This window comes from Enterobacter sp. 200527-13 (assembly GCF_027924865.1).
GTDB classification, from domain to species: Bacteria; Pseudomonadota; Gammaproteobacteria; order Enterobacterales; family Enterobacteriaceae; genus Enterobacter; species Enterobacter ludwigii.
Window position 1 is genome coordinate 120,682 of the sequence record NZ_BSCM01000002.1, and the last position, 22,587, is coordinate 143,268.

Genomic DNA, 22,587 nt, shown 5'->3' on the forward strand with positions numbered 1-22,587 from the left:
TCTCCCCTCTCCCACCCGGGAGAGGGAACCTCTGCTACGGCATCGCTGGCGGGGTAATACCAAAATGGTTCCACGCCCGCACCGTTGCCATACGACCGCGCGGGGTACGTTGCAAGAAACCCTGCTGGATCAGATACGGCTCAAGCACATCTTCAATTGTCTCGCGCTCTTCACCAATCGCTGCCGCCAGGTTATCCAGTCCGACCGGACCGCCAAAGAACTTATCCAGTACCGCCAGCAACAGCTTACGGTCCATGTAGTCAAAGCCTTCAGCATCCACATTCAGCATATCCAGCGCCTGCGCTGCAATCTCAGCCGAGATCGTGCCATCGTGCTTTACTTCGGAAAAGTCACGTACGCGACGCAACAGGCGGTTCGCAATACGCGGCGTCCCCCGGGAGCGCTTCGCTACCTCAAACGCCCCTTCCTCGCTCATCTCCAGCCCCATATAGCGGGCACTGCGGCCAACGATATGCTGAAGATCCGCAACCTGATAGAACTCCAGACGCTGAACGATACCAAAACGATCGCGAAGCGGAGAGGTCAATGACCCGGCGCGCGTCGTCGCGCCAATCAGGGTAAACGGAGGCAGATCGATTTTGATGGAACGTGCTGCCGGACCTTCACCGATCATGATGTCCAGCTGGTAATCTTCCATCGCCGGATAGAGCACCTCTTCCACAACCGGCGACAGACGGTGGATCTCATCGATAAACAGCACGTCATGCGGCTCAAGGTTGGTCAACATTGCCGCCAGATCGCCCGCTTTTTCCAGCACCGGGCCAGAGGTTGTGCGCAGGTTAACGCCCATTTCATTGGCGACAATGTTCGCCAGCGTGGTTTTCCCCAGACCGGGGGGGCCAAAAATGAGCAGGTGATCGAGTGCATCGCCGCGCAGTTTTGCCGCCTGGATGAAGATCTCCATCTGAGAACGAACCTGCGGCTGGCCAATATACTCATCAAGCAGTTTCGGGCGGATGGCGCGATCCACCACGTCTTCTGCCTGAAGGGTGCCTGCCGATACCAGGCGATCTGCTTCAATCATCCTTTACCTCACAATGCCGCGCGTAGCGCTTCACGAATCAGGGTTTCACTGCTGGCATCCGGTTTGGCAATTTTGCTCACCATCCGGCTGGCCTCCTGAGGTTTATATCCCAGCGCCACCAGCGCAGCAACCGCTTCCTGTTCTGCATCGTCAGAGGCCTGTGCGCCCGGCGAGGTAAGCACCAGATCAGCGGCTGGCGTAAACAGATCGCCATGCAGACCTTTAAAGCGGTCTTTCATCTCGACAATCAGACGCTCCGCGGTTTTCTTGCCGATACCCGGGAGTTTAATCAGCGCAGCAGGATCTTCGCGCTCAACGGCATTGACGAACTGTGGAGCGGACATGCCGGACAAAATAGCCAGCGCCAGCTTCGGCCCGACGCCGTTGGTTTTGATCAGCTCGCGAAACAGCATCCGTTCCTGTTTGTTATTGAAGCCATACAGCAACTGGGCATCTTCACGCACCACAAACTGGGTAAAGACAATCGCCTCTTTGCCCGCGTCCGGCAACTCATAGAAGCAGGTCATCGGCATATGGACTTCATAGCCCACGCCACCGACTTCCAGCAGCACTAACGGGGGTTGTTTTTCAATGATGATGCCTCTGAGTCTGCCTATCACGTGACGCTCCTGCGTTCTGGAAGAAATTAACTGCCGACATAATAAAAAAAGGCTGGATAAACATCCAGCCTGATTTGTCATTATCGTAACCTGCCTCGCGCCAGATTAAGCCGCGATTCGCTCATCTGAACCGCGTTCTGGCTTATATGACAGTGGGTAATGGCTATCGCCAGCGCATCGGCGGCGTCTGCCTGCGGGTTCGCGGGAAGCTTCAGGAGCGTGCGCACCATATGCTGCACCTGACTTTTCTCCGCGCTACCAATCCCCACGACGGTCTGTTTGACCTGTCTGGCTGCGTATTCGAACACCGGAAGATCCTGATTCACCGCCGCCACAATGGCAACGCCCCGTGCCTGACCCAGTTTTAACGCTGAATCGGCGTTTTTCGCCATAAAGACCTGCTCGATGGCAAAAAAGTCGGGCTGAAACTGGGTGATGATCTCCGACACGCCAGCATAGATTAGCTTCAGGCGCGACGGCAGATCGTCCACTTTGGTCCGAATACAGCCGCTGCCAAGGTAGGTTAACTGGCGCCCTACCTGCCGGATGACGCCATAACCGGTGACGCGCGAGCCGGGGTCAATCCCGAGGATAATCGACATCACGCGTCTCCCGTAAACGGTTTATACGCTCTCATCAGAGAGTCGCTGCAACCTCATCAGAGATTTCACCGTTATGATACACTTCCTGCACGTCGTCGCAGTCTTCGAGCATGTCGATCAGACGCAGCAGTTTAGGTGCCGTTTCCGCATCCATGTCCGCTTTGGTTGACGGGATCATGGAGACTTCAGCGTTGTCTGCTTTCAGACCCGCCGCTTCCAGCGCGTCACGTACTGCGCCCATCTCTTCCCACGCGGTGTAGACGTCGATTGCGCCATCATCATAGGTCACAACGTCTTCTGCACCGGCTTCCAGCGCCGCTTCCATGATTACGTCTTCGTCTCCTTTCTCGAAGGAGATGACACCTTTTTTGCTGAACAGATAGGCCACTGAGCCGTCAGTGCCCAGGTTACCACCGCATTTGCTGAAGGCATGACGCACTTCCGCTACGGTACGGTTACGGTTGTCGGACAGACATTCAACCATCACCGCCGTACCGCCCGGACCGTAACCTTCATAAATGATGGTTTCCATGTTCGCGTCTTCATCACCGCCTACGCCACGTGCGATAGCACGGTTCAGGGTGTCACGCGTCATGTTGTTGGACAGGGCTTTATCCACTGCCGCGCGCAGACGCGGGTTAGACGCCGCATCGCCGCCGCCCAGACGTGCCGCTGTAACCAGCTCACGAATAATTTTGGTGAAGATCTTACCGCGCTTGGCATCCTGTGCCGCTTTGCGGTGTTTGGTGTTGGCCCACTTACTATGACCTGCCATAAAAATTTCCTCAAAGAGCGCGCCTTTTCAGGCTACGTTAATTACAAATTCTTCAATCGCCTGCCGGTTGCTCCACGATTTGGTCAGTGCAGCGGCATCCGCCGCATCCACCCAGCGGTAGGTCAGGTGTTCGGTAAACACGATCTCCCGTTCATGGGGGAGCGCGAGACAGAACCACGATTCCGTATTGCGCTCAATACCCGGCGCATAGCGATGACGTAAATGGCTAAAAATTTCAAACTCCACCGTGCGCTGACAGTCCTTCAGGGTCAGTTGCTCGCAAGCAACGTCAATGGTGACCTCTTCCTTTACTTCGCGCGCGGCGGCCTGCGACGCGGTCTCCCCCTCTTCCAGGCTGCCGGTAACCGACTGCCAGAAATCAGGGTCATCGCGCCGCTGCAACATCAGCACCCGTTTCGTATCTTCTGCATAAATGACAACCAGAACCGAAACGGGACGCTTATACTGCATATTATTCGTTCTCCGAAATCTCTTTTGAAGCTTTCGGAAGCACCTGAATGCCCAGCTCAGCCAGCGCGGCCGGGTTGGCAAAGCTTGGGGCTTCCGTCATCAGACAGGCCGCAGCCGTGGTTTTCGGGAAGGCGATAACATCACGAATGTTGTCGGTGCCGGTCAGCAGCATGGTCAAACGGTCAAGACCGAATGCCAGACCCGCGTGTGGCGGCGTACCGTATTTCAGGGCGTCCAGCAGGAAGCCGAATTTCTCGCGCTGTTCGTGCTCGTTGATTCCCAGAATACCAAACACGGTTTGCTGCATTTCGCCGCTGTGAATACGCACGGAACCGCCACCCACTTCGTAGCCGTTGATAACCATGTCATACGCGTTTGCTACCGCATCTTCCGGTGCCGCTTTCAGCTCTGCCGCCGTCATGTCTTTTGGCGAGGTGAACGGGTGGTGCATTGCGGTCAGGCCGCCTTCACCGTCGTCTTCGAACATTGGGAAGTCGATTACCCACAGCGGAGCCCATTTGCTCTCGTCCGTCAGGCTCAGGTCTTTACCCAGCTTCAGACGCAGCGCGCCCATCGCGTCAGCAACGATTTTCTTGTTGTCTGCGCCAAAGAAGATCATGTCGCCATCCTGTGCGCCGGTACGCTCGAGGATCGCTTCCACGATTTCCGCGTTCAGGAATTTCGCCACCGGGCTGGTAATGCCTTCCAGACCTTTCGCACGTTCGGTCACTTTAATATAGGCCAGACCTTTCGCGCCGTAGATCTTGATGAAGTTGCCGTAATCGTCAGTCTGCTTACGGCTCAGCGCCGCACCGCCCGGTACACGCAGGGCAGCCACGCGACCTTTTGGATCGTTAGCCGGGCCGGCAAATACCGCGAACTCAACGGATTTCACCAGGTCTGCAACGTCCACCAGCTCCATCGGGTTACGCAGGTCTGGTTTGTCAGAGCCGTAGCGACGTTCAGCTTCAGCGAAGGTCATGATGGGGAAATCACCCAGTTCCACGCCTTTCACGTCATTCCACAGACTGCGCACCAGGGCTTCCATCACTTCACGCACCTGCTCGGCCGTCATGAAGGAGGTTTCCACATCGATCTGGGTAAATTCTGGCTGACGGTCAGCACGCAGGTCTTCGTCGCGGAAGCATTTTACAATCTGATAGTAGCGATCGAAGCCGGACATCATCAGCAGCTGTTTGAACAGCTGAGGAGACTGTGGCAGCGCGTAGAATTTGCCTTTGTGTACACGGGATGGAACCAGGTAATCTCGCGCGCCTTCCGGCGTGGCTTTGGTCAGCATCGGGGTTTCGATGTCGAGGAAACCGTGGTCATCCATAAAGCGACGCACCAGGCTGGTGATTTTCGCACGGGTTTTCAGGCGCTGAGCCATTTCCGGACGACGCAGGTCCAGATAGCGGTATTTCAGACGCGCTTCTTCAGTGTTGACGTGGTTGGAGTCCAGCGGCAGCGCTTCAGCACGGTTGATGATAACCAGATCCGACGCCAGCACTTCAACTGCGCCGGTCGCCATGTCTGCGTTAACGTTTTTCTCGTCACGCGCACGTACGGTGCCGGTGACCTGAATGCAGAACTCATTACGCAGCTCAGAAGCCAGCTTCAACGCATCTGCGCGATCTGGGTCGAAGAACACCTGAACGATACCTTCGCGGTCGCGCATATCGATGAAGATAAGGCTCCCAAGATCACGACGACGATTGACCCAACCACACAGGGTTACCTGCTGTCCAACGTGGGACTGACGCAGCTGCCCGCAATATTCTGTACGCATGAGATATCCCTTAATTAGCCGCAGGCTAAATGTCGCCTGGAATGCAGGCTACTATGTCGCAGCTTTCTGTATGTCACAACTGGATGAAAAAAGGCGGCTATTATACTGGAAATTCCGCCGGACGATAAGAGCGAACCACGGCCAGACGGTCGTTTGCTGCGCGCTTATTGCGTATTCTCACAAAAATTAACAAAATTATCCGACCGATAACAGGTCATTACGTCGTAAGGTGTAGCGGAAGCGACTCATTTCACTGGAGTTACCATGTTAACACTTAATGCCCGCAAAACCGCGCTTGTGGTGATTGATTTACAGGAAGGGATCCTGCCGTTTGCTGGAGGCCCGCACAGCGCCGAAGATGTTGTCAGCCGCGCCGCGCGTCTGGCAGAAAAATGCCGTGCCAGCGGTGCCCCTGTGATCATGGTGCGCGTTGGCTGGTCAGCGGATTTCGCTGAGGCCTTAAAACAGCCTGTCGATGCTCAGGTTGCAGCACATTCACTACCTGAAAACTGGTGGACCTATCCGGTTTCGCTCGGCAAACGGGACAGCGATATCGAAGTGACCAAACGCCAGTGGGGCGCATTCTACGGCACCGATCTTGAGCTGCAGCTGCGTCGGCGCGGTATCGACACCCTGATTCTCTGTGGGATCTCCACCAACATTGGCGTGGAATCCACCGCCCGAAACGCCTGGGAACTGGGCTTTAACCTGGTGATTGCTGAAGATGCATGCAGCGCAGCGTCTGCGGAGCAGCACCAGGGCAGTATGACCCACATCTTCCCGCGCATTGGCCGCGTGCGTAGCACGGACGACATTATAAGCGCCCTATGATCTACCTTGGCCTGCCCCAGTGGTCGCACCCGAAATGGGTGCGCCTGGGTATTACCAGCCTTGAAGAATATGCCCGTCATTTCAACTGCGTCGAGGGCAATACCACCCTCTACGCGCTACCCAGAGCAGAGATTGTTGAGCGCTGGCGCGACCAGACGACCGATGATTTCCGCTTCTGCTTCAAGTTTCCGGCGACGATCTCCCACACCGCTGCGCTGCGAAACTGCGGTGATTTGACCCACGAGTTCTTTGGCCGGATGTCACCGCTGGCGAACCGCATCGGTCAGTACTGGTTGCAGCTTCCGGCCACCTTTAGCCCACGTGACCTGCCTGCGCTATGGCAGTTCCTTGATACCCTGCCCAAGGACTTTACCTATGGCGTTGAGGTGAGACATGCGGCGTTTTTTGCCAAGGGAGAGGCTGAAACGGCCCTTAACCGTGGCTTACATGCGCGCGGGGTGAACCGGGTGATTCTCGACAGCCGTCCCGTGCACAGCGCCATCCCACATAACGAGGCCATCATTGATGCCCAGCGTAAAAAGCCCAGAGTGCCTGTTCACGCCGTGGTCACCGCGCAAAACCCGATGGTCAGGTTTATCGGCAGCGATAATATGCAGCAAAACCAGGAGATGTTCGCCGTCTGGCTGCAAAAATTAGCGAAATGGGAGCAAACCACCACGCCGTATCTCTTTCTCCATACGCCGGATATCGCTCACGCCCCCGAACTGGTCGATGTTCTCTGGCAGGCCTTGCAGGCTGCGGTTCCGTCTGTAGGCAGCGCCCCTTCTATCCCACAACAATCTTCTCTTTTCTGATATCAGCCCCTATCATAGGAAGGTGCCATCTGCCAAAAACAGGGAGTTAGTATGGTCAGCGCGCTGTATGCGGTGTTAGGTGCATTACTGCTGATTAAGTTTTCATTTGATGTTGTGCGCCTGCGAATGCAGTACCGTGTTTCTTACGGTGACGGCGGTTTTTCGGAGTTACAGAGCGCTATCCGCATTCACGGTAACGCGGTTGAGTACATCCCCGTTGCGTTAATTTTGCTGCTGTTTATGGAAATGAACGGCGCGGAAACCTGGATGGTGCACGTCTGCGGCCTGCTTCTGATTGCCGGCCGGTTAATGCATTATTACGGCTTTCACCATCGCTTATTCCGCTGGCGCCGTTCCGGCATGAGCGCGACCTGGTGTTCGCTTTTGCTGATGGTGCTGGCTAACCTTTGGTATATGCCGTGGGAGTTGGTTTTCTCCTTCCATTAGCGCACAATACGCCACTTTATTTTTCCCGGATTTTTACGTTATGTCAGATCGCGACACGCTTTTTTCCGCGCCTATCGCCAGCCTGGGCGACTGGACCTTCGATGAACGGGTAGCCGAAGTCTTCCCGGATATGATCCAGCGCTCTGTTCCCGGTTATTCCAATATCATCTCTATGATCGGCATGCTGGCTGAGCGTTTCGTTCAACCCGGCACGCAGGTGTATGATCTGGGCTGCTCGCTCGGCGCGGCAACGCTGTCTGTTCGTCGTAACGTTCACCATGAAGGCTGCAAAATCATTGCCGTCGATAACTCCCCGGCCATGGTGGAACGCTGCCGTCGCCACATCGACGCGTATAAAGCCCCGACGCCAGTCGAGGTTGTGGAAGGTGATATCCGTGATATCGACATCAATAACGCGTCGCTGGTGGTTCTGAATTTTACTCTGCAGTTCCTGGTGCCTGAAGACCGTCAGCTGTTGCTGGACAAAATTTATAAAGGCCTGAAACCCGGTGGCGCGCTGGTGCTGTCCGAGAAATTCAGCTTTGAAGATGCCGAAGTGGGTGAGCTGCTGTTCAATATGCACCACGACTTCAAACGGGCCAACGGCTATAGCGAACTGGAAATTAGCCAGAAACGTAGCATGCTCGAAAACGTGATGCTGACGGACTCCGTCGAAACCCATAAAGCACGCCTGCGTCAGGCAGGCTTCGAGCACAGCGAACTGTGGTTCCAGTGCTTCAACTTCGGCTCGCTGGTGGCGCTGAAAGGTGGGGACATCGCATGATCGAGTTCAGTAATTTCTATCAGCTGATTGCCAAAAACCACCTCTCCCACTGGCTGGAGACACTGCCTGCACAAATTGCTGCCTGGCAGCGGGATCAGCAGCATGGTCTGTTAAAGCAGTGGTCCAACGCGGTGGAGTTTCTGCCGGAACTGACCCCACACCGTCTGGATCTGCTCCACAGCGTTACCGCACAAAGCGAAACGCCGCTTCCGCCCGGGCAGATAAACCGCATTGAAACGCTGATGCGTAACCTGATGCCGTGGCGCAAAGGTCCGTTCTCACTCTACGGCGTTAACATTAATACTGAATGGCGTTCTGACTGGAAATGGGATCGCGTGCTGCCTCACCTTTCCGACCTCACCGGGCGAACCATTCTGGATGTTGGCTGCGGCAGCGGGTACCACATGTGGCGCATGATTGGCGCAGGGGCACATCTGGCGGTGGGGATTGACCCTATGCAGCTGTTCCTGTGCCAGTTTGAAGCGGTGCGTAAATTGCTGGGTAACGACCAGCGCGCGCACCTGCTGCCGTTGGGTATTGAACAGCTCCCTGCCCTGAAGGCGTTTGACACCGTGTTTTCGATGGGTGTCCTGTACCACCGCCGCTCCCCACTCGAACATCTGTGGCAGTTGAAAGATCAGCTGGTCAGCGGCGGCGAACTGGTGCTGGAAACGCTGGTGGTAGAGGGTGATGAAAATACCGTTCTGGTGCCGGGCGATCGCTATGCGCAGATGCGGAACGTTTACTTTATTCCTTCCGCGCCGGCGCTGAAAAACTGGCTGGAGAAGTGCGGTTTTGTGGATGTCCGTATTGCCGATGTTTGCGTAACGTCAACTGAAGAACAGCGTCGCACCGACTGGATGATCACCGAATCGCTGGCGGAATTCCTCGACCCGGCAGACCACAGCAAGACTGTCGAAGGGTATCCTGCGCCAATGCGCGCGGTGTTGATCGCGACGAAACCGTAGATTCCCCCCCGGCCCTCTTCCCAAAGGGCGAGGGAGAAAAGACCGCACCGTACAGTTCCCTCTCCTCTTTGGGGAGAGGGTTAGGGTGAGGGGCATAAAAAAAGGCCCCTGTTGAAATTGCAGGGGCCTGGTACAAGCAAGCATCATATTGGGCGACATGATGCGCGGTAAAAATCGGTACGTTGCTACACGTGATGACGTTCAATCATCGATTTCATTACCGCAACCGACTCTCCCTCTACACCGTAGCGTGAGTACTCATCCGCTTCAGCATCCGTCGACATTGACAACCCTGTGTTGCGATAACGCATGGGCGATGGCATCCATTTGCCCGCAGAGCTGTGAAGCTCCTCTACCCCGGCGTTTAAAAACAGTTCCATATTGCTGGCACGCACTCCCGCACCCGCCATTATTATTGGAACACCGGAATGTGCTTTTAGTTCCGTAATTAATTGCAGTCCTTTTTCAGCAGAGGACTGCTGACCCGATGTCAGGACCCGCGCCACGCCAAGTTCAGCAAGAATATCAAAGGATTGCAGGGGATCTTTACACATATCAAACGCGCGATGAAAAGTGACCGCCATCCCTTTTGCCGCGTTCATGACCTGACGCATGCGCGGCAGATCGACATTGCCGTCTTCATCAAGCAACCCAATAACCAGGCCGGGGAATCCCAGATCGCGAACGAGAGTGATATCTTCAAGCATGGCACTGAACTCGCCCGGCGTGTAACAGAAATCGCCGCCGCGAGGACGAATAATCGGGTGTACCGGAACGGTGACAGCCTGACGGGCAGACTTCAGCATCCCGTATGAAGGCGTTAACCCACCCTCTTTGGGTGCGGCGCACAGTTCAATGCGGTCTGCCCCGTGCTGTTGCGCGGTGACGGCACACTCCACGCTGTAACAACAAATCTCCAGCAGCGCCATTACATCCTCCTTAATATCCACTTAACGCGCCATCATGACACGCAGGCTACGCCCGGTCTCAGCGTACGGTCACATCTTATGCTTCGCTGGCAACAATCTGTTCAATCGTCCAGGGATGGAACTTCACGGTAACCTGTCCGTCAGTGACGGCCAGAGTAGGATTAGGCAGACGCTCACGTTCGCCTTTCGGGGAACTTATTTTCACAAAAATGCCAGGCTTGCTCAGACCCTCATCAGACAACAGCGCCAGTGCACGGGCATTCAGCGTTTCGGGTTCACCCGGCAGGACAATTTCGATATGCTCCCAGCCTTCATGCGGATAGCGTTTCTCGCCCGGCCAGGGCAATTCGACCACACTGAACTGCCAGTGAGCCACGCACACCGGTTCATGCAGTTTGAACAGGCAGATGGGGCGACCGTTGATGATGTTCTCTGAGAGTAACTCGCCACACTGTTCAAACCCGCGACGCCAGCGCTCGGCGGTTGCGTTCTGATGACAGCGCAAGGAGATGTGATCGGCCTCAAGCGGCGCAATATCCAGACCAAGGCGGGTGGCAAGTTCTGTGAACGCCTGGGTGAAGCGCGGTAAATCTGCGGAAATATCATGCAGTTCGTCAATGGAGTGCCAGTTCGCCATACGTCAGTCTCTTATCGTGTCGCAAAGCCGCTAATTTACTCTGTTGCCCTCTTTCGACCAACCTCTGAATAGCGGTTTTTACGACTGCATGTTTATGCATGCTTTCTTAGCCTGGATTCTGAGCAATCTTCGGCCCCCGCAATGCTGACGCCAGAAGGCATTTGCAGTATACTCCCGCCCTAAATTCTTTAACTGGCGCGGGCGGTTATTTGCCCGCATCAAAAATGTAAGGTATCCAGGTGAATATTCAGGCTCTTCTCTCCGAAAAAGTCAGTCAGGCACTGATTGCCGCAGGTGCGCCTGCGGATTGCGAACCGCAGGTTCGTCAGTCAGCAAAAGTACAGTTTGGCGACTATCAGGCTAATGGCGTGATGGCAGTGGCTAAAAAACTGGGTATGCCGCCGCGACAACTCGCCGAGCAGGTGCTGACTCATCTGGATCTCACCGGTATTGCCAGCAAAACTGAAATCGCCGGCCCTGGATTTATCAACATCTTCCTTGAGCCTGCTTTCCTGGCACGCCACGTTGACGCGGCGCTGAAATCTGACCGTCTGGGTGTCTCCCAGCCAGAAGCGCAGACCGTGGTGATTGACTACTCAGCGCCAAACGTGGCGAAGGAGATGCACGTAGGGCACCTGCGTTCCACCATTATCGGTGACGCAGCCGTGCGTACCCTGGAGTTCCTCGGACACAAAGTGATCCGCGCGAACCACGTGGGCGACTGGGGTACCCAGTTCGGGATGCTGATTGCTTACCTGGAAAAACAGCAGCAGGAAAACGCGGGTGAGATGGCCCTGGCAGACCTGGAAGGGTTCTACCGCGAAGCTAAAAAACACTACGACGAAGACGACGCTTTTGCCGAGCGCGCGCGCAGTTACGTGGTAAAACTGCAGGGCGGTGACCCGTACTTCCTCGAGATGTGGCGTAAACTGGTTGACATCACCATGTCCCAGAACCAGCTCACCTATAATCGTCTGAACGTTACCCTGACCCGTGACGATGTGATGGGTGAAAGCCTCTATAACCCGATGCTGCCTGGCATTGTGGCCGACCTGAAAGCCAAAAACCTGGCGGTTGAGAGCGAAGGCGCTACGGTCGTGTTCCTTGATGAGTATAAAAACAAGGAAGGTGAACCGATGGGCGTGATCATCCAGAAAAAGGATGGCGGCTATCTCTACACCACCACCGATATCGCCTGTGCGAAATACCGTTACGAAACGCTGCATGCGGACCGCGTGCTGTACTACATCGACTCCCGTCAGCACCAGCACCTGATGCAGGCGTGGACTATCGTGCGCAAAGCAGGCTACGTGCCGGATTCCGTGCCGCTTGAACACCATATGTTCGGCATGATGCTGGGTAAAGACGGTAAGCCGTTCAAAACCCGTGCAGGCGGTACCGTGAAGCTGTCCGACCTGCTGGACGAAGCGCTGGAACGCGCCCGCCGTCTGGTGGCCGAGAAGAATCCGGATATGCCTGCCGATGAGCTGGAAAAACTCGCCAACGCCGTGGGTATCGGTGCAGTGAAGTACGCGGATCTCTCCAAGAACCGTACCACCGACTATATCTTCGACTGGGATAACATGCTGGCCTTTGAAGGTAATACTGCGCCGTATATGCAGTATGCCTACACCCGCGTGCTCTCCGTGTTCCGTAAAGCCAGTATCGATGAAAGCGCGCTGGCCAATGCTGAGGTGATCATTTCCGAAGATCGCGAAGCCCAGCTGGCGGCACGTCTGCTGCAGTTTGAAGAGACGCTGGCCGTTGTCGCACGTGACGGTACCCCGCACGTGATGTGCTCTTACCTGTACGATCTGGCAGGTCTGTTCTCCGGTTTCTACGAACACTGCCCTATCCTGTCTGCGGAAAGCGAAGCGGTCCGCAACAGCCGCCTGAAGCTGGCTCAGCTGACGGCGAAGACCCTGAAGCTGGGTCTGGATACCCTGGGTATCGAAACCGTAGAGCGCATGTAATAAACAAACCCGGCCATCGCCGGGTTTTTTATGTTCAAAAATATTTGCGCAGGTATTCCGTTAAACACAGGATTGCCATGGCCTGTCCATAGGGCATCGACGTGAGTGGGATCTGGCGATAGAACGCCAGATCGCTGCCCATCCCCGTACCGAACGACGTCTGCAGTAACTCCCCTTCCGGCGAGATATTTTCCACAATGCCGCGAATCGCTTTCTCCGCCACCTCAGCATATTCCGCGCCGACATAGCGTTTACGCACCGCTTTCAGAATACCGTAGGCAAAGCCTGCCGTGGCTGACGCCTCAAGGTAGGAATGCGGATCGTCGAGCAGCGTATGCCACAGGCCGCTATCGTCCTGACATTTGGCGAGGGCCGCAATCTGCGCGTTCAGCACCTGCACAAGGTAGCGACGAACGGCGTTATGTTCAGGCAAATCCACCAGTTCAAGGAAATCCGGGATCACGATGGTCAGCCAGCTGTTGCCTCGTGCCCAGCGTGCCTTCGCAAAGTTATGGTGGCCTTCGTAATTCCAGCCGTGGAACCACAGGCCGGTTTCGCGATCCATCAGGTTCTGCACGTGCAGCAGAAACTGATACACCGCCTCTTCAATGTACTCCGGTTTATTAAGGAGCTTGCCGATTTTCGCCAGCGGCAGAACCGTCATCATCAGCGTGTCATCCCACATCTGCTGAGAATTCTCTTCCGCCAGGGTGATGTGCTGCATGCCGCCATGGTCGGTGCGCGGCATCTCATTCATGGCCCACTCCGCCCAACTTTCCAGCCACGGCAGCCAGGCCGGGTTTCTGGTCTCTTCGTAACGATAAGCCAGCGTCAGGAACGGTGACATGGTATTCACGTTTTTGGTGGTCGCCCCTTCCCTGAAACGATCGGCAAACCAGCGGTCAATGATGTCACGCATCGCTTCGTCGCCCGTCTGGCAGTAATACTGCCAGATACCGTATAACCCCACGCCGTGGGTCCACTCCCAGCCTGCCCATCCTTTGGTGTCAATGACCCGCCCGTCGTCCAGGCGCAGTAAAAACTCACCTGTTGTATCGTGGATATTAACGAGGTTATGCGTCACCTTTTCAATCAGCGATTTTAGCTCGTCCCGGGCGATGAAATGCGCAGGCTGACGCAGGAGTGGACTGTGTTTGACCGGCCAAACTTTCATTATCTTAACCTCTGTTGTATGTCGAATTCAGTACCGCGCGCCCCTTCAGCGAAGGTGCCGCAGGCTTATTACGATTCAGATAACCGATGTTGTTATTGCCCCAAAGCGACGCATAAGGCATACCGGCCAGCATCTCCACGGTGGCGCGGGCTTCTGGTGTCGCACTCTCAGGAATGGCGCGACCAGACGCGCGCATTTTGGCGGTCTCTTCACGCAGCGTGGTGTGGGTGTGCAAATTGAGTTTGAAACGCAGCGAAACCAGGAAGCCGCAGAACAGCACCAGAAGCGTTCCCACGCTCAGGATCAGCAGAATGGTGTGGCTCACTTCCGCGGGCTGGGTCTTCTGTCCGCTGACAAAGCCAGACATCTGCATCACAATACCCACCAGCATTACCGCCCCTGCCTGCGAGGCTTTACGGGTCAGCGTCATGATGCCGGCGAAAATCCCTTCGCGGCGCTGGCCGGTGATCACTTCATCGACATCAGCAATGTAGGTGTAGGTATTCCACGGCACATAGTTGATCCCACCGCGTCCCAGACCGGCAACTGCAGAGACCAGCAATAACAGAGAGTAGATATCACTCAGGCCCGCGTAATACAGCACGGCGTAGGAAAGCGATGCCAGGCCAAACAGCACCACGACCATTCGATAGGACGGCGCGGGTCCGAAGCGAATGCACAGCGGGATCATGGCGATAACCGCAATAAACTGGAAGATGGCCATCGTGCCGAGCAGGCTGGAGGCCATGGATGCTTCCTGCATCAGCACGAAAACCACGTAGTAGGTAAACACGGCATTAAAGACGTCCTGGGCGATATACCCGCCAAGGTACATCCCCAGATGCTGACGGAAAATTCTCACGCGCAGCGTAGAGCTCAACTCCACAAACAGGCGGTTGAGGCTCTGCCCGAGCGACAGTTTCTTCTTCTCCTCTTCGGCACGCAGGGCGGCTTCGCTCCACTCTTCCCGCGGTCGCTCCCAGGTGAAGAACCAGACGAGCATCAGCATCAGCGCGCACAGCACGGAGAAGACCAGGCTTGCATAGAAAAAGGAGACCGCGTTGTCTTTGCCGAAATGCGTGAGCAGGATCCCCGGCAGGAATGAGGCCAGGATGGCAGACATTTGCGCCATCGAGATACGGGCACCTGAGAAGCGGGTTTTCTGTTTGAAGTCATCGGTCATTTCCGGCACCAGCGTTTCATACGGCACCAGAATCATGGTGTAGACGATATCGAACACCAGATAGGTCAGCAGGTAATACCAGAAACTCATCTCCCCCACCCACATCAGGGAGTAGCTGAACACGCACGGGATCCCCAGCAGAATAAAGAACTTACGCCGACCGAAGCGCTTACCGAGCCATGTCGTGCCAAAGTTATCGGTCAAAAAGCCCATCAAAGGGCTGACGACGGCATCCAGTACCCTTGCGGCGGCAAAGATGAAGGTTGCTTCAATCGGGGAGAGTCCACAGAACGTTGTATAAAAATACAAAAGCCAGGCCGCCGTCAGGGCGGTGGTTCCCGCCCCGAGGAAATCGCCTGACCCGTAAGCAAGATAATTTGCGAGTCCAATTTTTCGTGTTTTCATTGCCGTCAACCCTACTCAGTTTTGGGAGACTCCCTGTAAGCAAAATCTGATCCGGGAGTTATTACACGGCTACAGTAAGAGTATCGACCTGGTGATACCTTTCTGTTTTTGCCATCACCGGCAAGCGGCTGGCAAAAATGCAAAGAGTGTCGTTACGCGTGTCACTGATTTATAAAACAGCGTTTCTTTTACATCAAAAGAGGAGGTCATTTTTTGCGAGCCAGCCATCAGAAATGGCTGATGGCGGGCGTAGAAAGCGGGGTATTAGCGGTAGTTGACGATAACGGAATTACGCTGAACTTTCAGCGCAGGGATCAGGCGTCCGCCGCCCGGCACTTCCCAGATAAAGCGCAAAGGTTCGACAGCAGGCACGCCGTTGAAGGCCTGAGTGGTGCCATTCTCTCCGTCAATTTCCGTACAGCGTGTCTGGGAGCACAGCCGTACCCGAAGCCCGGCAGGCGTTGGGCCAATAAGCGTGTAGTTCCAGACCACCAGGGTCATCAGACCGGACACCGGCTCAGTCGGTGATAGCGGTCGCGAAGACATGGCGACACCGCGGTTGCTGAGGGTCACGCCAATGCTGCTGGCCTGCCAGGTCCCTTCCCCGGCGGCCTGGGCCACCAGCGGAAAAAGTAAGATCCATAACCACTTACGCATTATTTTCCTCCGATCGTCGCCGTCATACGGATATGACGGTTATCCGACAACTCCATATTCGACAGCACGACCAGCTGGTTCAGGCTACGGCGCAGGAAGCGCGACAGCAGCGGACGCAGCGCATGGTTCACCAGCAGAACCGGTGGCGCACCCAGCATCTCCTGACGCGCCAGCGCCTCTTGTGTTTGCTCCAGCAGACGGTCGGCCAGGCCAGGTTCCAGCCCTCCACCGCCCTGCAGAGCCTGCAGCAGCAGACGTTCAAGCGGCGTATCGAGGCCGATAACCTGCACTTCCCCGGTGCCCGGGAACCACTGCTGCGTGATCGCCCGTCCCAGTGCCACGCGCACCACCGCCGTGAGCTCGTGTGGATCGCTTTGCAACGGTGCATGCTCGGCGAGGGTTTCCAGAATGGTACGCATATCGCGGATCGGCACTTTTTCCTCGAGCAGATTTTGCAGCACCTTGTGCAGCGTGGTCAGCGTCACGACGCCTGGCACGAGATCTTCCGTCAGCTTCGGCATCTCCTGCGTGACGCGATCGAGCAGTTGCTGGGCTTCCTGACGACCAAACAACTCGGCCGAGAATTGTCCAATCAGATGGTTCAGATGAGTCGCCACCACGGTACTCGCCTCCACCACGGTGTAGCCCTGAATTTGCGCCTGCTCTTTCAGCGCGCTTTCAATCCAGATGGCAGCCAGGCCAAAGGCCGGGTCGATGGTTTGCTCGCCCGGCAGCGTACCCGCCGCGGTGCCCGGGTTAATAGCCAGCCAGCGGCCTGGATAAGCATCACCGCTGCCAATCTCTACGCCTTTCATCAGAATTCGATAGCGCGCAGGCGGCAGATCCATATTGTCGCGGATGTGAACCACCGGCGGCAGGAAGCCCATGTCCTGGGCGAATTTTTTACGGATGCTGCGGATTCGGCCCAACAGTTCGCCATCCTGCTGGAAATCGACCATCGGGATGAGGCGATACCCCACTTCCATTCCCAGCGAATCTTCCAGTTGAACGTCGTTCCAGGTCGCTTCCACGGCCTGCGTGTTCTCCGGCATTTTTACCGGAGCAGGTTCCGCTGCCGGGGTCATCTCACGGCCACGCATCCACCAGGCAAGGCCCAGCAATGCCGCAGTGAACAGCAGGAACACCAGGTTTGGCATTCCCGGCACCAGACCGAGCAGGCCCAGTACCGCGGCGGCCAGCAGCATCACGCGCGGGTTGCTGAAGAGCTGCCCGACCATCTGCTCGCCAACATCCTGATCGGTACTGACGCGGGTCACGATAACCCCCGCCGCCGTTGAGATGACCAGCGCCGGGATCTGAGCCACCAGACCGTCACCAATGGTCAGCAGCGTATAGCTTTCCGCCGCGTGGCCCATGTCCATGCCGTGCTGCAGCACGCCCACCAGCAGGCCGCCGACCACGTTAATCACCATGATCAGGATGCCCGCAATGGCATCACCGCGAACAAACTTACTCGCACCGTCCATTGAGCCATAGAAGTCAGCTTCCTGCGTCACTTCCGAGCGGCGCTTTTTGGCTTCATCTTCGGCAATAAGCCCGGCGTTCAGATCCGCGTCGATGGCCATCTGCTTGCCCGGCATCCCGTCAAGCACAAAACGCGCGCCCACTTCCGCGATACGTCCGGCACCTTTGGTGATAACCATAAAGTTAATGATGACGAGAATGACGAACACCACGATACCGATGGCAAAGTTACCGCCGACCAGGAAGTGGCCGAATGCCTCAACCACTTTACCCGCCGCGGCAGCACCGGTGTGGCCTTCCATCAGAATGATACGGGTTGACGCCACGTTCAGCGCCAGCCTTAACAAGGTGGTAAACAGCAGAATGGTCGGGAATGCGGCGAACTCAAGGGTGCGCTGGGTGAACATCGCCACCAGCAAAACCATAATGGACAACGCAATGTTGAATGTGAAAAGCAGGTCGAGGATGAACGCCGGAAGCGGCAAAACCATCATCGACAGAATTAGCAGGATGAGAATCGGTCCGGCAAGGATCTGCCATTGCGTCGATTTCAGGTTGCCGGGCAGGCGCAACATTGCCACCAGATTAGCCATCAGTGTCCTTCTCGTTCATAAAATCCAGCGCGTCAGGCACCGGAAGGTTCTCAGGTTTCACAGGCCGTTGACCGCCAGCCAGACGCCAGCGTTTCAACTGCCATACCCAGGCCAGCACTTCCGCCACCGCGGCGTAGAGTTGTCCTGGGATCTGTTGTCCAATTTCCGCATGGCGATACAGCGCTCGCGCCAGCGGAGGCGCTTCGAGTATGGGCACCCGGTTTTCGGTACCAATTTCACGAATACGCAGAGCGATGAGCCCCGCCCCTTTCGCCACCACTTTCGGCGCGCTCATTTTGTTTTCGTCGTACTGCAGCGCAACGGAATAGTGTGTCGGGTTAGTCACAATGACGTCGGCTTTTGGCACATCTTCCATCATCCGCCGACGGGCGGCAGCACGCTGCATCTGGCGGATACGCCCTTTCACGTGCGGGTCACCTTCCATCTGCTTATATTCATCCCGAATATCCTGACGAGACATGCGCAGTTTCTTGAAGTGGCTGTAAAGCTGGAAGATAACGTCAAAACCCACCATGGGAATAATGCTGAGCACCACCAGCAGGGCACAGAGCCCGGCCAGGTTCAGCGCATTGCTCATCGCGGTTAACGGCGATTCGCTGATAAGGCGCATCATTTCCGGCCAGTGGTGCCACAGAAAAAAACCGCCGGTACTGCCCATCAGGACCGATTTCAGAATCGCTTTAAGCAACTCCGCACCGGTTTGCGCCGAGAACATTTTCGCAATCCCCGGCAGCGGGTTCAGTTTCGAAAACTTGGGTTGCAGCGATTTCCCGCTAAACACCAGACCGCCCAGCATCACGGGCGAGACCAGCGCCACCAGCACGACGCCGGTAATCAGGGGCAACAGCGCAAGCATGGCATCTTTAACGAGCAGGATTATCTGGCTGAGGATCAGGTTAGGGTCGTTGACCATACTGTGGTCAAAACGTAGGCCAGCCGAGAGCATTCCCGCCAGTTTGCGGGCGAGCGCCTCCCCACCCCACCAGATAATGCACACGCCTACGATGAGGATCAGCAGGGATGTCAGTTCTCGGGATCGGGGGACCTGCCCTTCCTCACGCGCTTTTTCTAGTCGGTGGGGTGTGGGGGCTTCCGTTTTGTCGTCGTTCTCTTCTGCCACAGTGCCTGCTCGCAGCCCATTTAGTCACGGGTATCATGCCAGCCTGACCTTTCATCAATGGGTTGAAAAAACCCAATAACCGGGTTCTTTTAGCCAGTTCAGCGTCGGAGCAATCGGGTGATGAGTAAAAAACGGCAAAAAAAAATTTGAGATAGCGTTTGGCAACACTGTCAGCAAGCAGGGCGTGAGCAAGGGCCAGCCACCCCAGCGTTATGCACTCAAAATTAAGCGGCATACCCTCAGGTTGCGCACGCAACCTGAGGGTCATCACCTCAATCAGAAACCAAGGCTGTCCAGCAGATCGTCTACCTGATCCTGACTTGCCACAACGCCCGCTTTGGTGGCGTCGAGCTGTGGACCGTTGAGCAGGCTTTCGTTCTCGCGTTTTGGACGAGCGGCCGGTTCCGGAATGTTCTCCAGCAGCACCATCAGCAGCTGACGTTCAATTTCCTGAATCACATCCATCATGCGTTTGATAACCTGGCCCGTGAGGTCCTGGAAATCCTGCGCCATCATGATGTCCAGCAGCTGCGCGTTGGTAAAGCTGGTGTGGCCCGGCACATCGCCCAGGAACTGACGGGTATCCGTGACCAGCTCGCGGGCATCCGCCAGCTCGATTGGATTCTCAAACCACTCATCCCAGCGTTTGGTCAGCGCTTTCGCGCCTTTCTCCATCGCATCCTGATGCGGTTGTGACGCTTCAACGCTGTTCAGCGCACGTTCAGCCGCCTGAGCGGTCATCTGCACAACGTAGTCCAGACGATCGCGGGCATCCGGAATGGCTTCCGCCGCTTCGGCAATTGCCTGGTCCAGCCCCAGTTCACGCAAGCTGTCACGCAGCATGCGTGTCAGGCTGCCGATGCGGGCAATGATATCGCTGGGCGAGTGTTCTTCAACGGGTTTCATAGCAGGTTGCATCATCATAACCAACACCTCACATGCCGAGTTTCTCGAAGATCTTACCGAGCTTCTCTTCCAGGGTGGCCGCAGTGAACGGCTTCACGACATAGCCACTAGCGCCCGCCTGTGCTGCGGCAATAATGTTCTCTTTTTTCGCTTCTGCGGTCACCATCAAAACCGGCAATGACGCCATTCCCGCGTCCGCACGGATGGTTTTCAGCAGTTCCAGACCGTCCATGTTTGGCATGTTCCAGTCGGAGATAACAAAACCAAACCCGCCCGCCTGCAGTTTGTTCAGCGCATCAACGCCGTCTTCTGCTTCTTCAACGTTGTTGAAGCCCAGCTCTTTCAGCAGGTTGCGTACGATACGACGCATGGTGGAAAAGTCATCCACAACCAAAAACTTAAGCTCTTTATCCGCCATAAAATAATACTCCTGAGTCAAATACGTATTGCCTGTCCGGCACTGATTTTCGCCAGCATCTGCTGGCTTACCTGGCTAAGATCGACCACTTCGCTCACGCCACCCATATTGATGGCCTCGCGCGGCATGCCGAACACCACACAACTTGCTTCATTCTGCGCAATCGTCCAGGCGCCAGCCTGGTGCATTGCAAGCATTCCGGCGGCACCGTCGTTACCCATCCCCGTCAGGATCACCCCAACGGCGTTGCGCCCCGCATGTTTCGCCACCGAATGAAACAGCACATCCACCGACGGACGGTGCCGGTTTACCGGCGGCCCGTCATGAATTTTGATTTGATAGTTAGCGCCACTGCGCGCCAGCTCCATATGCTTGTCACCCGGTGCGATATACGCATGGCCGGGGAGTACGCGCTCACCGTCTTCCGCCTCTTTCACGCTGATCTGACACAGCTTGTTCAGACGCTCGGCGAACGAGCGGGTAAAGCCTGGCGGCATATGCTGCGTGATCAGAATACCCGGACTTGAAAGCGGCAATGGCTGGAGTACATGACGAATTGCCTCTGTTCCCCCGGTTGACGCCCCAATCACCAGCAGTTTTTCCGAACTGAGTAAAGGACCGGCCTTCAGCGTTACCGGTGCATCCATCGGTTTGTGCGCGGCAAGCTTCGCACGTGACGCGGTGCGGATCTTCTCGGCGATCATTTCGCTGTACGCCAGCATCCCTTCACGAATGCCAAGCTGAGGTTTGGTGACAAAATCCACCGCCCCTAACTCCAGCGCACGCAGGGTAATTTCAGATCCTTTTCCGGTCAGGGATGAGACCATCACCACTGGCATGGGCCGCAGGCGCATCAATTTTTCCAGGAAATCAATGCCATCCATGCGCGGCATTTCGACATCCAGCGTTAACACGTCGGGGTTATATTTTTTAATTAAATCCCGCGCTACCAGCGGATCAGGCGCTGTCGCCACCATCTCCATATCGCTGTGGCTATTGATAATTTCAGTCATGATCTGGCGCATCAGCGCAGAATCGTCGACAGACAACACCCTGATTTTACTCATGCTTTTTCCTTACTCAGCGCATATACCGTTTGCCCACGCAGGCTAAACTCACGCACGAGGTTGCTGAAGTTTTCCGAGTGCCCGGCAAACAGTAAACCGTCAGGCTTGAGCAACGGAACAAACCGACGCAGAATGTCCTGTTGCGTCGTTTTATCAAAATAGATCATGACGTTACGGCAAAAAATAGCGTCGAATGGCCCCGGCACGTTGTACTGCTTATCCAGCAGGTTAACGGGCGCGAATTCGACACAGTTCGCCAGCTCCTGGCGCACGCGCACCAGGCCTTCATGCGGGCCGGTTCCGCGCATGAAGTAACGCTGCAACTGCTGAGGTGACAGCGTTTTCAGTTCATCCTGGCGATACACGCCGTTGCGTGCCTTCTCCAGCACTTCGGTATCAATATCACTGGCGTAGACTTTCCAGCGTCCAGGCGCCATGCCCAGCGTGTCGGCAAGGGTGATCGCCAGCGAGTACGGCTCTTCCCCGGTTGAGGCGGCCGCACTCCAGACGCGATACTCCCCGCTGCGGCGACGCGCGTGCTCCGCCAGGACCGGGAAGTGGTGAGCTTCACGGAAAAATGCGGTCAGGTTGGTGGTTAACGAGTTAATAAAAGCCTGCCACTCTGCGCTGTTCTGGTTCGCTTCGAGCATGCTCAGATAGCGACCAAAATCGTCCAGCCCAAGCGTACGCAAGCGCCGCACCAGACGGTTGTAGACCATGTCTCGCTTATGATCGGCAAGCACAATCCCCGCACGCTGGTAGATTAACTGACATATCCGACGAAAATGCGCGTCGGACAGCGCGAGGCGCTGTGTCATCTGCAACAGTAATGACGTTTGCCCTGGGGGCATTGGTGATGTCATAGCGCCTTC

At 56.0% G+C, this 22,587-nt stretch carries 23 protein-coding genes; 6 read left to right on the top strand and 17 right to left on the bottom strand.

Annotation, left to right across the window (positions count from 1 at the left end; genetic code table 11):
* Nucleotides 1-34 precede the first annotated feature (34 nt).
* The 6 genes from ruvB to aspS form a co-directional block, all read right to left on the bottom strand.
* A complete protein-coding gene (ruvB, locus tag QMG44_RS09820) occupies nucleotides 35-1,045 on the bottom strand; it encodes a Holliday junction branch migration DNA helicase RuvB (RefSeq protein ID WP_014170640.1) in 1,011 nt (336 codons plus the stop codon).
* Between the two features lie 8 nt (nucleotides 1,046-1,053).
* Complete coding sequence (gene ruvA / locus QMG44_RS09825; RefSeq protein WP_020883395.1) at nucleotides 1,054-1,665, bottom strand: Holliday junction branch migration protein RuvA; 612 nt, start codon at nucleotides 1,663-1,665, stop codon at nucleotides 1,054-1,056.
* Nucleotides 1,666-1,745: 80 nt separating this feature from the next.
* A complete protein-coding gene (ruvC, locus tag QMG44_RS09830; RefSeq protein WP_025203848.1) occupies nucleotides 1,746-2,267 on the bottom strand; it encodes a crossover junction endodeoxyribonuclease RuvC in 522 nt (173 codons plus the stop codon).
* A 34-nt stretch (nucleotides 2,268-2,301) separates the two neighbouring features.
* Entirely contained in the window at nucleotides 2,302-3,042 is a 741-nt protein-coding gene (locus tag QMG44_RS09835; RefSeq protein WP_014170643.1) for a YebC/PmpR family DNA-binding transcriptional regulator, read from the bottom strand.
* A 27-nt stretch (nucleotides 3,043-3,069) separates the two neighbouring features.
* Nucleotides 3,070-3,513, bottom strand: coding sequence for a dihydroneopterin triphosphate diphosphatase (nudB, locus tag QMG44_RS09840; RefSeq protein WP_014170644.1), 444 nt, complete (start codon nucleotides 3,511-3,513; stop codon nucleotides 3,070-3,072).
* A 1-nt stretch (nucleotide 3,514) separates the two neighbouring features.
* Nucleotides 3,515-5,302: an aspartate--tRNA ligase gene (gene aspS / locus QMG44_RS09845; RefSeq protein WP_086532360.1), complete on the bottom strand. Its 1,788-nt coding sequence runs from the start codon at nucleotides 5,300-5,302 to the stop codon at nucleotides 3,515-3,517.
* 264 nt (nucleotides 5,303-5,566) lie between these two features.
* On the opposite strand from aspS, the gene QMG44_RS09850 reads away from it, so the two are divergent.
* Genes QMG44_RS09850 through cmoB form a run of 5 tightly spaced genes read left to right on the top strand, consistent with a single transcriptional unit; the run spans nucleotide 5,567 to nucleotide 9,147 of the window.
* The gene (locus QMG44_RS09850) at nucleotides 5,567-6,133 is read left to right on the top strand and encodes a hydrolase (protein ID WP_032678431.1); all 567 of its coding nucleotides are present in this window, start codon (nucleotides 5,567-5,569) and stop codon (nucleotides 6,131-6,133) included.
* On the top strand, nucleotides 6,130-6,948 hold the full coding sequence (locus tag QMG44_RS09855; RefSeq protein WP_040017790.1) for a DUF72 domain-containing protein: 819 nt from the start codon (nucleotides 6,130-6,132) through the stop codon (nucleotides 6,946-6,948). The genes QMG44_RS09850 and QMG44_RS09855 overlap by 4 nt, the downstream gene beginning before the upstream one ends.
* A gap of 51 nt (nucleotides 6,949-6,999) precedes the next feature.
* Nucleotides 7,000-7,395, top strand: a complete 396-nt coding sequence (locus QMG44_RS09860; protein ID WP_020883391.1) for an MAPEG family protein — start codon at nucleotides 7,000-7,002, stop codon at nucleotides 7,393-7,395.
* Between the two features lie 40 nt (nucleotides 7,396-7,435).
* Nucleotides 7,436-8,179, top strand: a complete 744-nt coding sequence (cmoA, locus tag QMG44_RS09865; protein WP_020883390.1) for a carboxy-S-adenosyl-L-methionine synthase CmoA — start codon at nucleotides 7,436-7,438, stop codon at nucleotides 8,177-8,179.
* Entirely contained in the window at nucleotides 8,176-9,147 is a 972-nt protein-coding gene (cmoB, locus tag QMG44_RS09870; RefSeq protein ID WP_020883389.1) for a tRNA 5-methoxyuridine(34)/uridine 5-oxyacetic acid(34) synthase CmoB, read from the top strand. Before cmoA ends, cmoB begins: the two co-directional genes overlap by 4 nt.
* A gap of 185 nt (nucleotides 9,148-9,332) precedes the next feature.
* Here cmoB and cutC read toward each other — a convergent pair whose 3' ends face one another.
* Together cutC and QMG44_RS09880 are read right to left on the bottom strand one after the other, a co-directional pair.
* A complete protein-coding gene (gene cutC, locus QMG44_RS09875; protein WP_032680773.1) occupies nucleotides 9,333-10,076 on the bottom strand; it encodes a copper homeostasis protein CutC in 744 nt (247 codons plus the stop codon).
* A gap of 76 nt (nucleotides 10,077-10,152) precedes the next feature.
* A complete protein-coding gene (locus tag QMG44_RS09880) occupies nucleotides 10,153-10,713 on the bottom strand; it encodes a VOC family protein (protein WP_086532359.1) in 561 nt (186 codons plus the stop codon).
* A 239-nt stretch (nucleotides 10,714-10,952) separates the two neighbouring features.
* On the opposite strand from QMG44_RS09880, the gene argS reads away from it, so the two are divergent.
* Complete coding sequence (argS, locus tag QMG44_RS09885; protein WP_014170653.1) at nucleotides 10,953-12,686, top strand: arginine--tRNA ligase; 1,734 nt, start codon at nucleotides 10,953-10,955, stop codon at nucleotides 12,684-12,686.
* 34 nt (nucleotides 12,687-12,720) lie between these two features.
* On the opposite strand, the gene QMG44_RS09890 is transcribed toward argS, so the two are convergent.
* The 9 genes from QMG44_RS09890 to cheR form a co-directional block, all read right to left on the bottom strand.
* Entirely contained in the window at nucleotides 12,721-13,860 is a 1,140-nt protein-coding gene (locus tag QMG44_RS09890) for a glycoside hydrolase family 105 protein (RefSeq protein WP_086532358.1), read from the bottom strand.
* A 4-nt stretch (nucleotides 13,861-13,864) separates the two neighbouring features.
* Nucleotides 13,865-15,448, bottom strand: a complete 1,584-nt coding sequence (locus tag QMG44_RS09895; RefSeq protein WP_025203842.1) for an MFS transporter — start codon at nucleotides 15,446-15,448, stop codon at nucleotides 13,865-13,867.
* A gap of 264 nt (nucleotides 15,449-15,712) precedes the next feature.
* Nucleotides 15,713-16,108, bottom strand: coding sequence for a flagellar protein FlhE (locus QMG44_RS09900; protein ID WP_123266835.1), 396 nt, complete (start codon nucleotides 16,106-16,108; stop codon nucleotides 15,713-15,715).
* The gene (gene flhA, locus QMG44_RS09905) at nucleotides 16,105-18,183 is read right to left on the bottom strand and encodes a flagellar biosynthesis protein FlhA (RefSeq protein ID WP_014170658.1); all 2,079 of its coding nucleotides are present in this window, start codon (nucleotides 18,181-18,183) and stop codon (nucleotides 16,105-16,107) included. The genes QMG44_RS09900 and flhA overlap by 4 nt, the downstream gene beginning before the upstream one ends.
* Nucleotides 18,176-19,324, bottom strand: a complete 1,149-nt coding sequence (flhB, locus tag QMG44_RS09910; RefSeq protein ID WP_014170659.1) for a flagellar biosynthesis protein FlhB — start codon at nucleotides 19,322-19,324, stop codon at nucleotides 18,176-18,178. The genes flhA and flhB overlap by 8 nt, the downstream gene beginning before the upstream one ends.
* A 276-nt stretch (nucleotides 19,325-19,600) precedes the next feature.
* A complete protein-coding gene (gene cheZ / locus QMG44_RS09915) occupies nucleotides 19,601-20,245 on the bottom strand; it encodes a protein phosphatase CheZ (RefSeq protein ID WP_013096065.1) in 645 nt (214 codons plus the stop codon).
* A 13-nt stretch (nucleotides 20,246-20,258) separates the two neighbouring features.
* Nucleotides 20,259-20,648 (bottom strand): chemotaxis response regulator CheY, encoded by a 390-nt coding sequence (gene cheY / locus QMG44_RS09920; protein ID WP_000763862.1) that lies wholly within the window; start codon nucleotides 20,646-20,648, stop codon nucleotides 20,259-20,261.
* Between the two features lie 17 nt (nucleotides 20,649-20,665).
* Nucleotides 20,666-21,715: a chemotaxis response regulator protein-glutamate methylesterase gene (locus QMG44_RS09925; protein ID WP_014170663.1), complete on the bottom strand. Its 1,050-nt coding sequence runs from the start codon at nucleotides 21,713-21,715 to the stop codon at nucleotides 20,666-20,668.
* Complete coding sequence (gene cheR, locus QMG44_RS09930; protein WP_014170664.1) at nucleotides 21,712-22,578, bottom strand: protein-glutamate O-methyltransferase CheR; 867 nt, start codon at nucleotides 22,576-22,578, stop codon at nucleotides 21,712-21,714. The genes QMG44_RS09925 and cheR overlap by 4 nt, the downstream gene beginning before the upstream one ends.
* Between the last annotated feature and the right edge of the window lie 9 nt (nucleotides 22,579-22,587).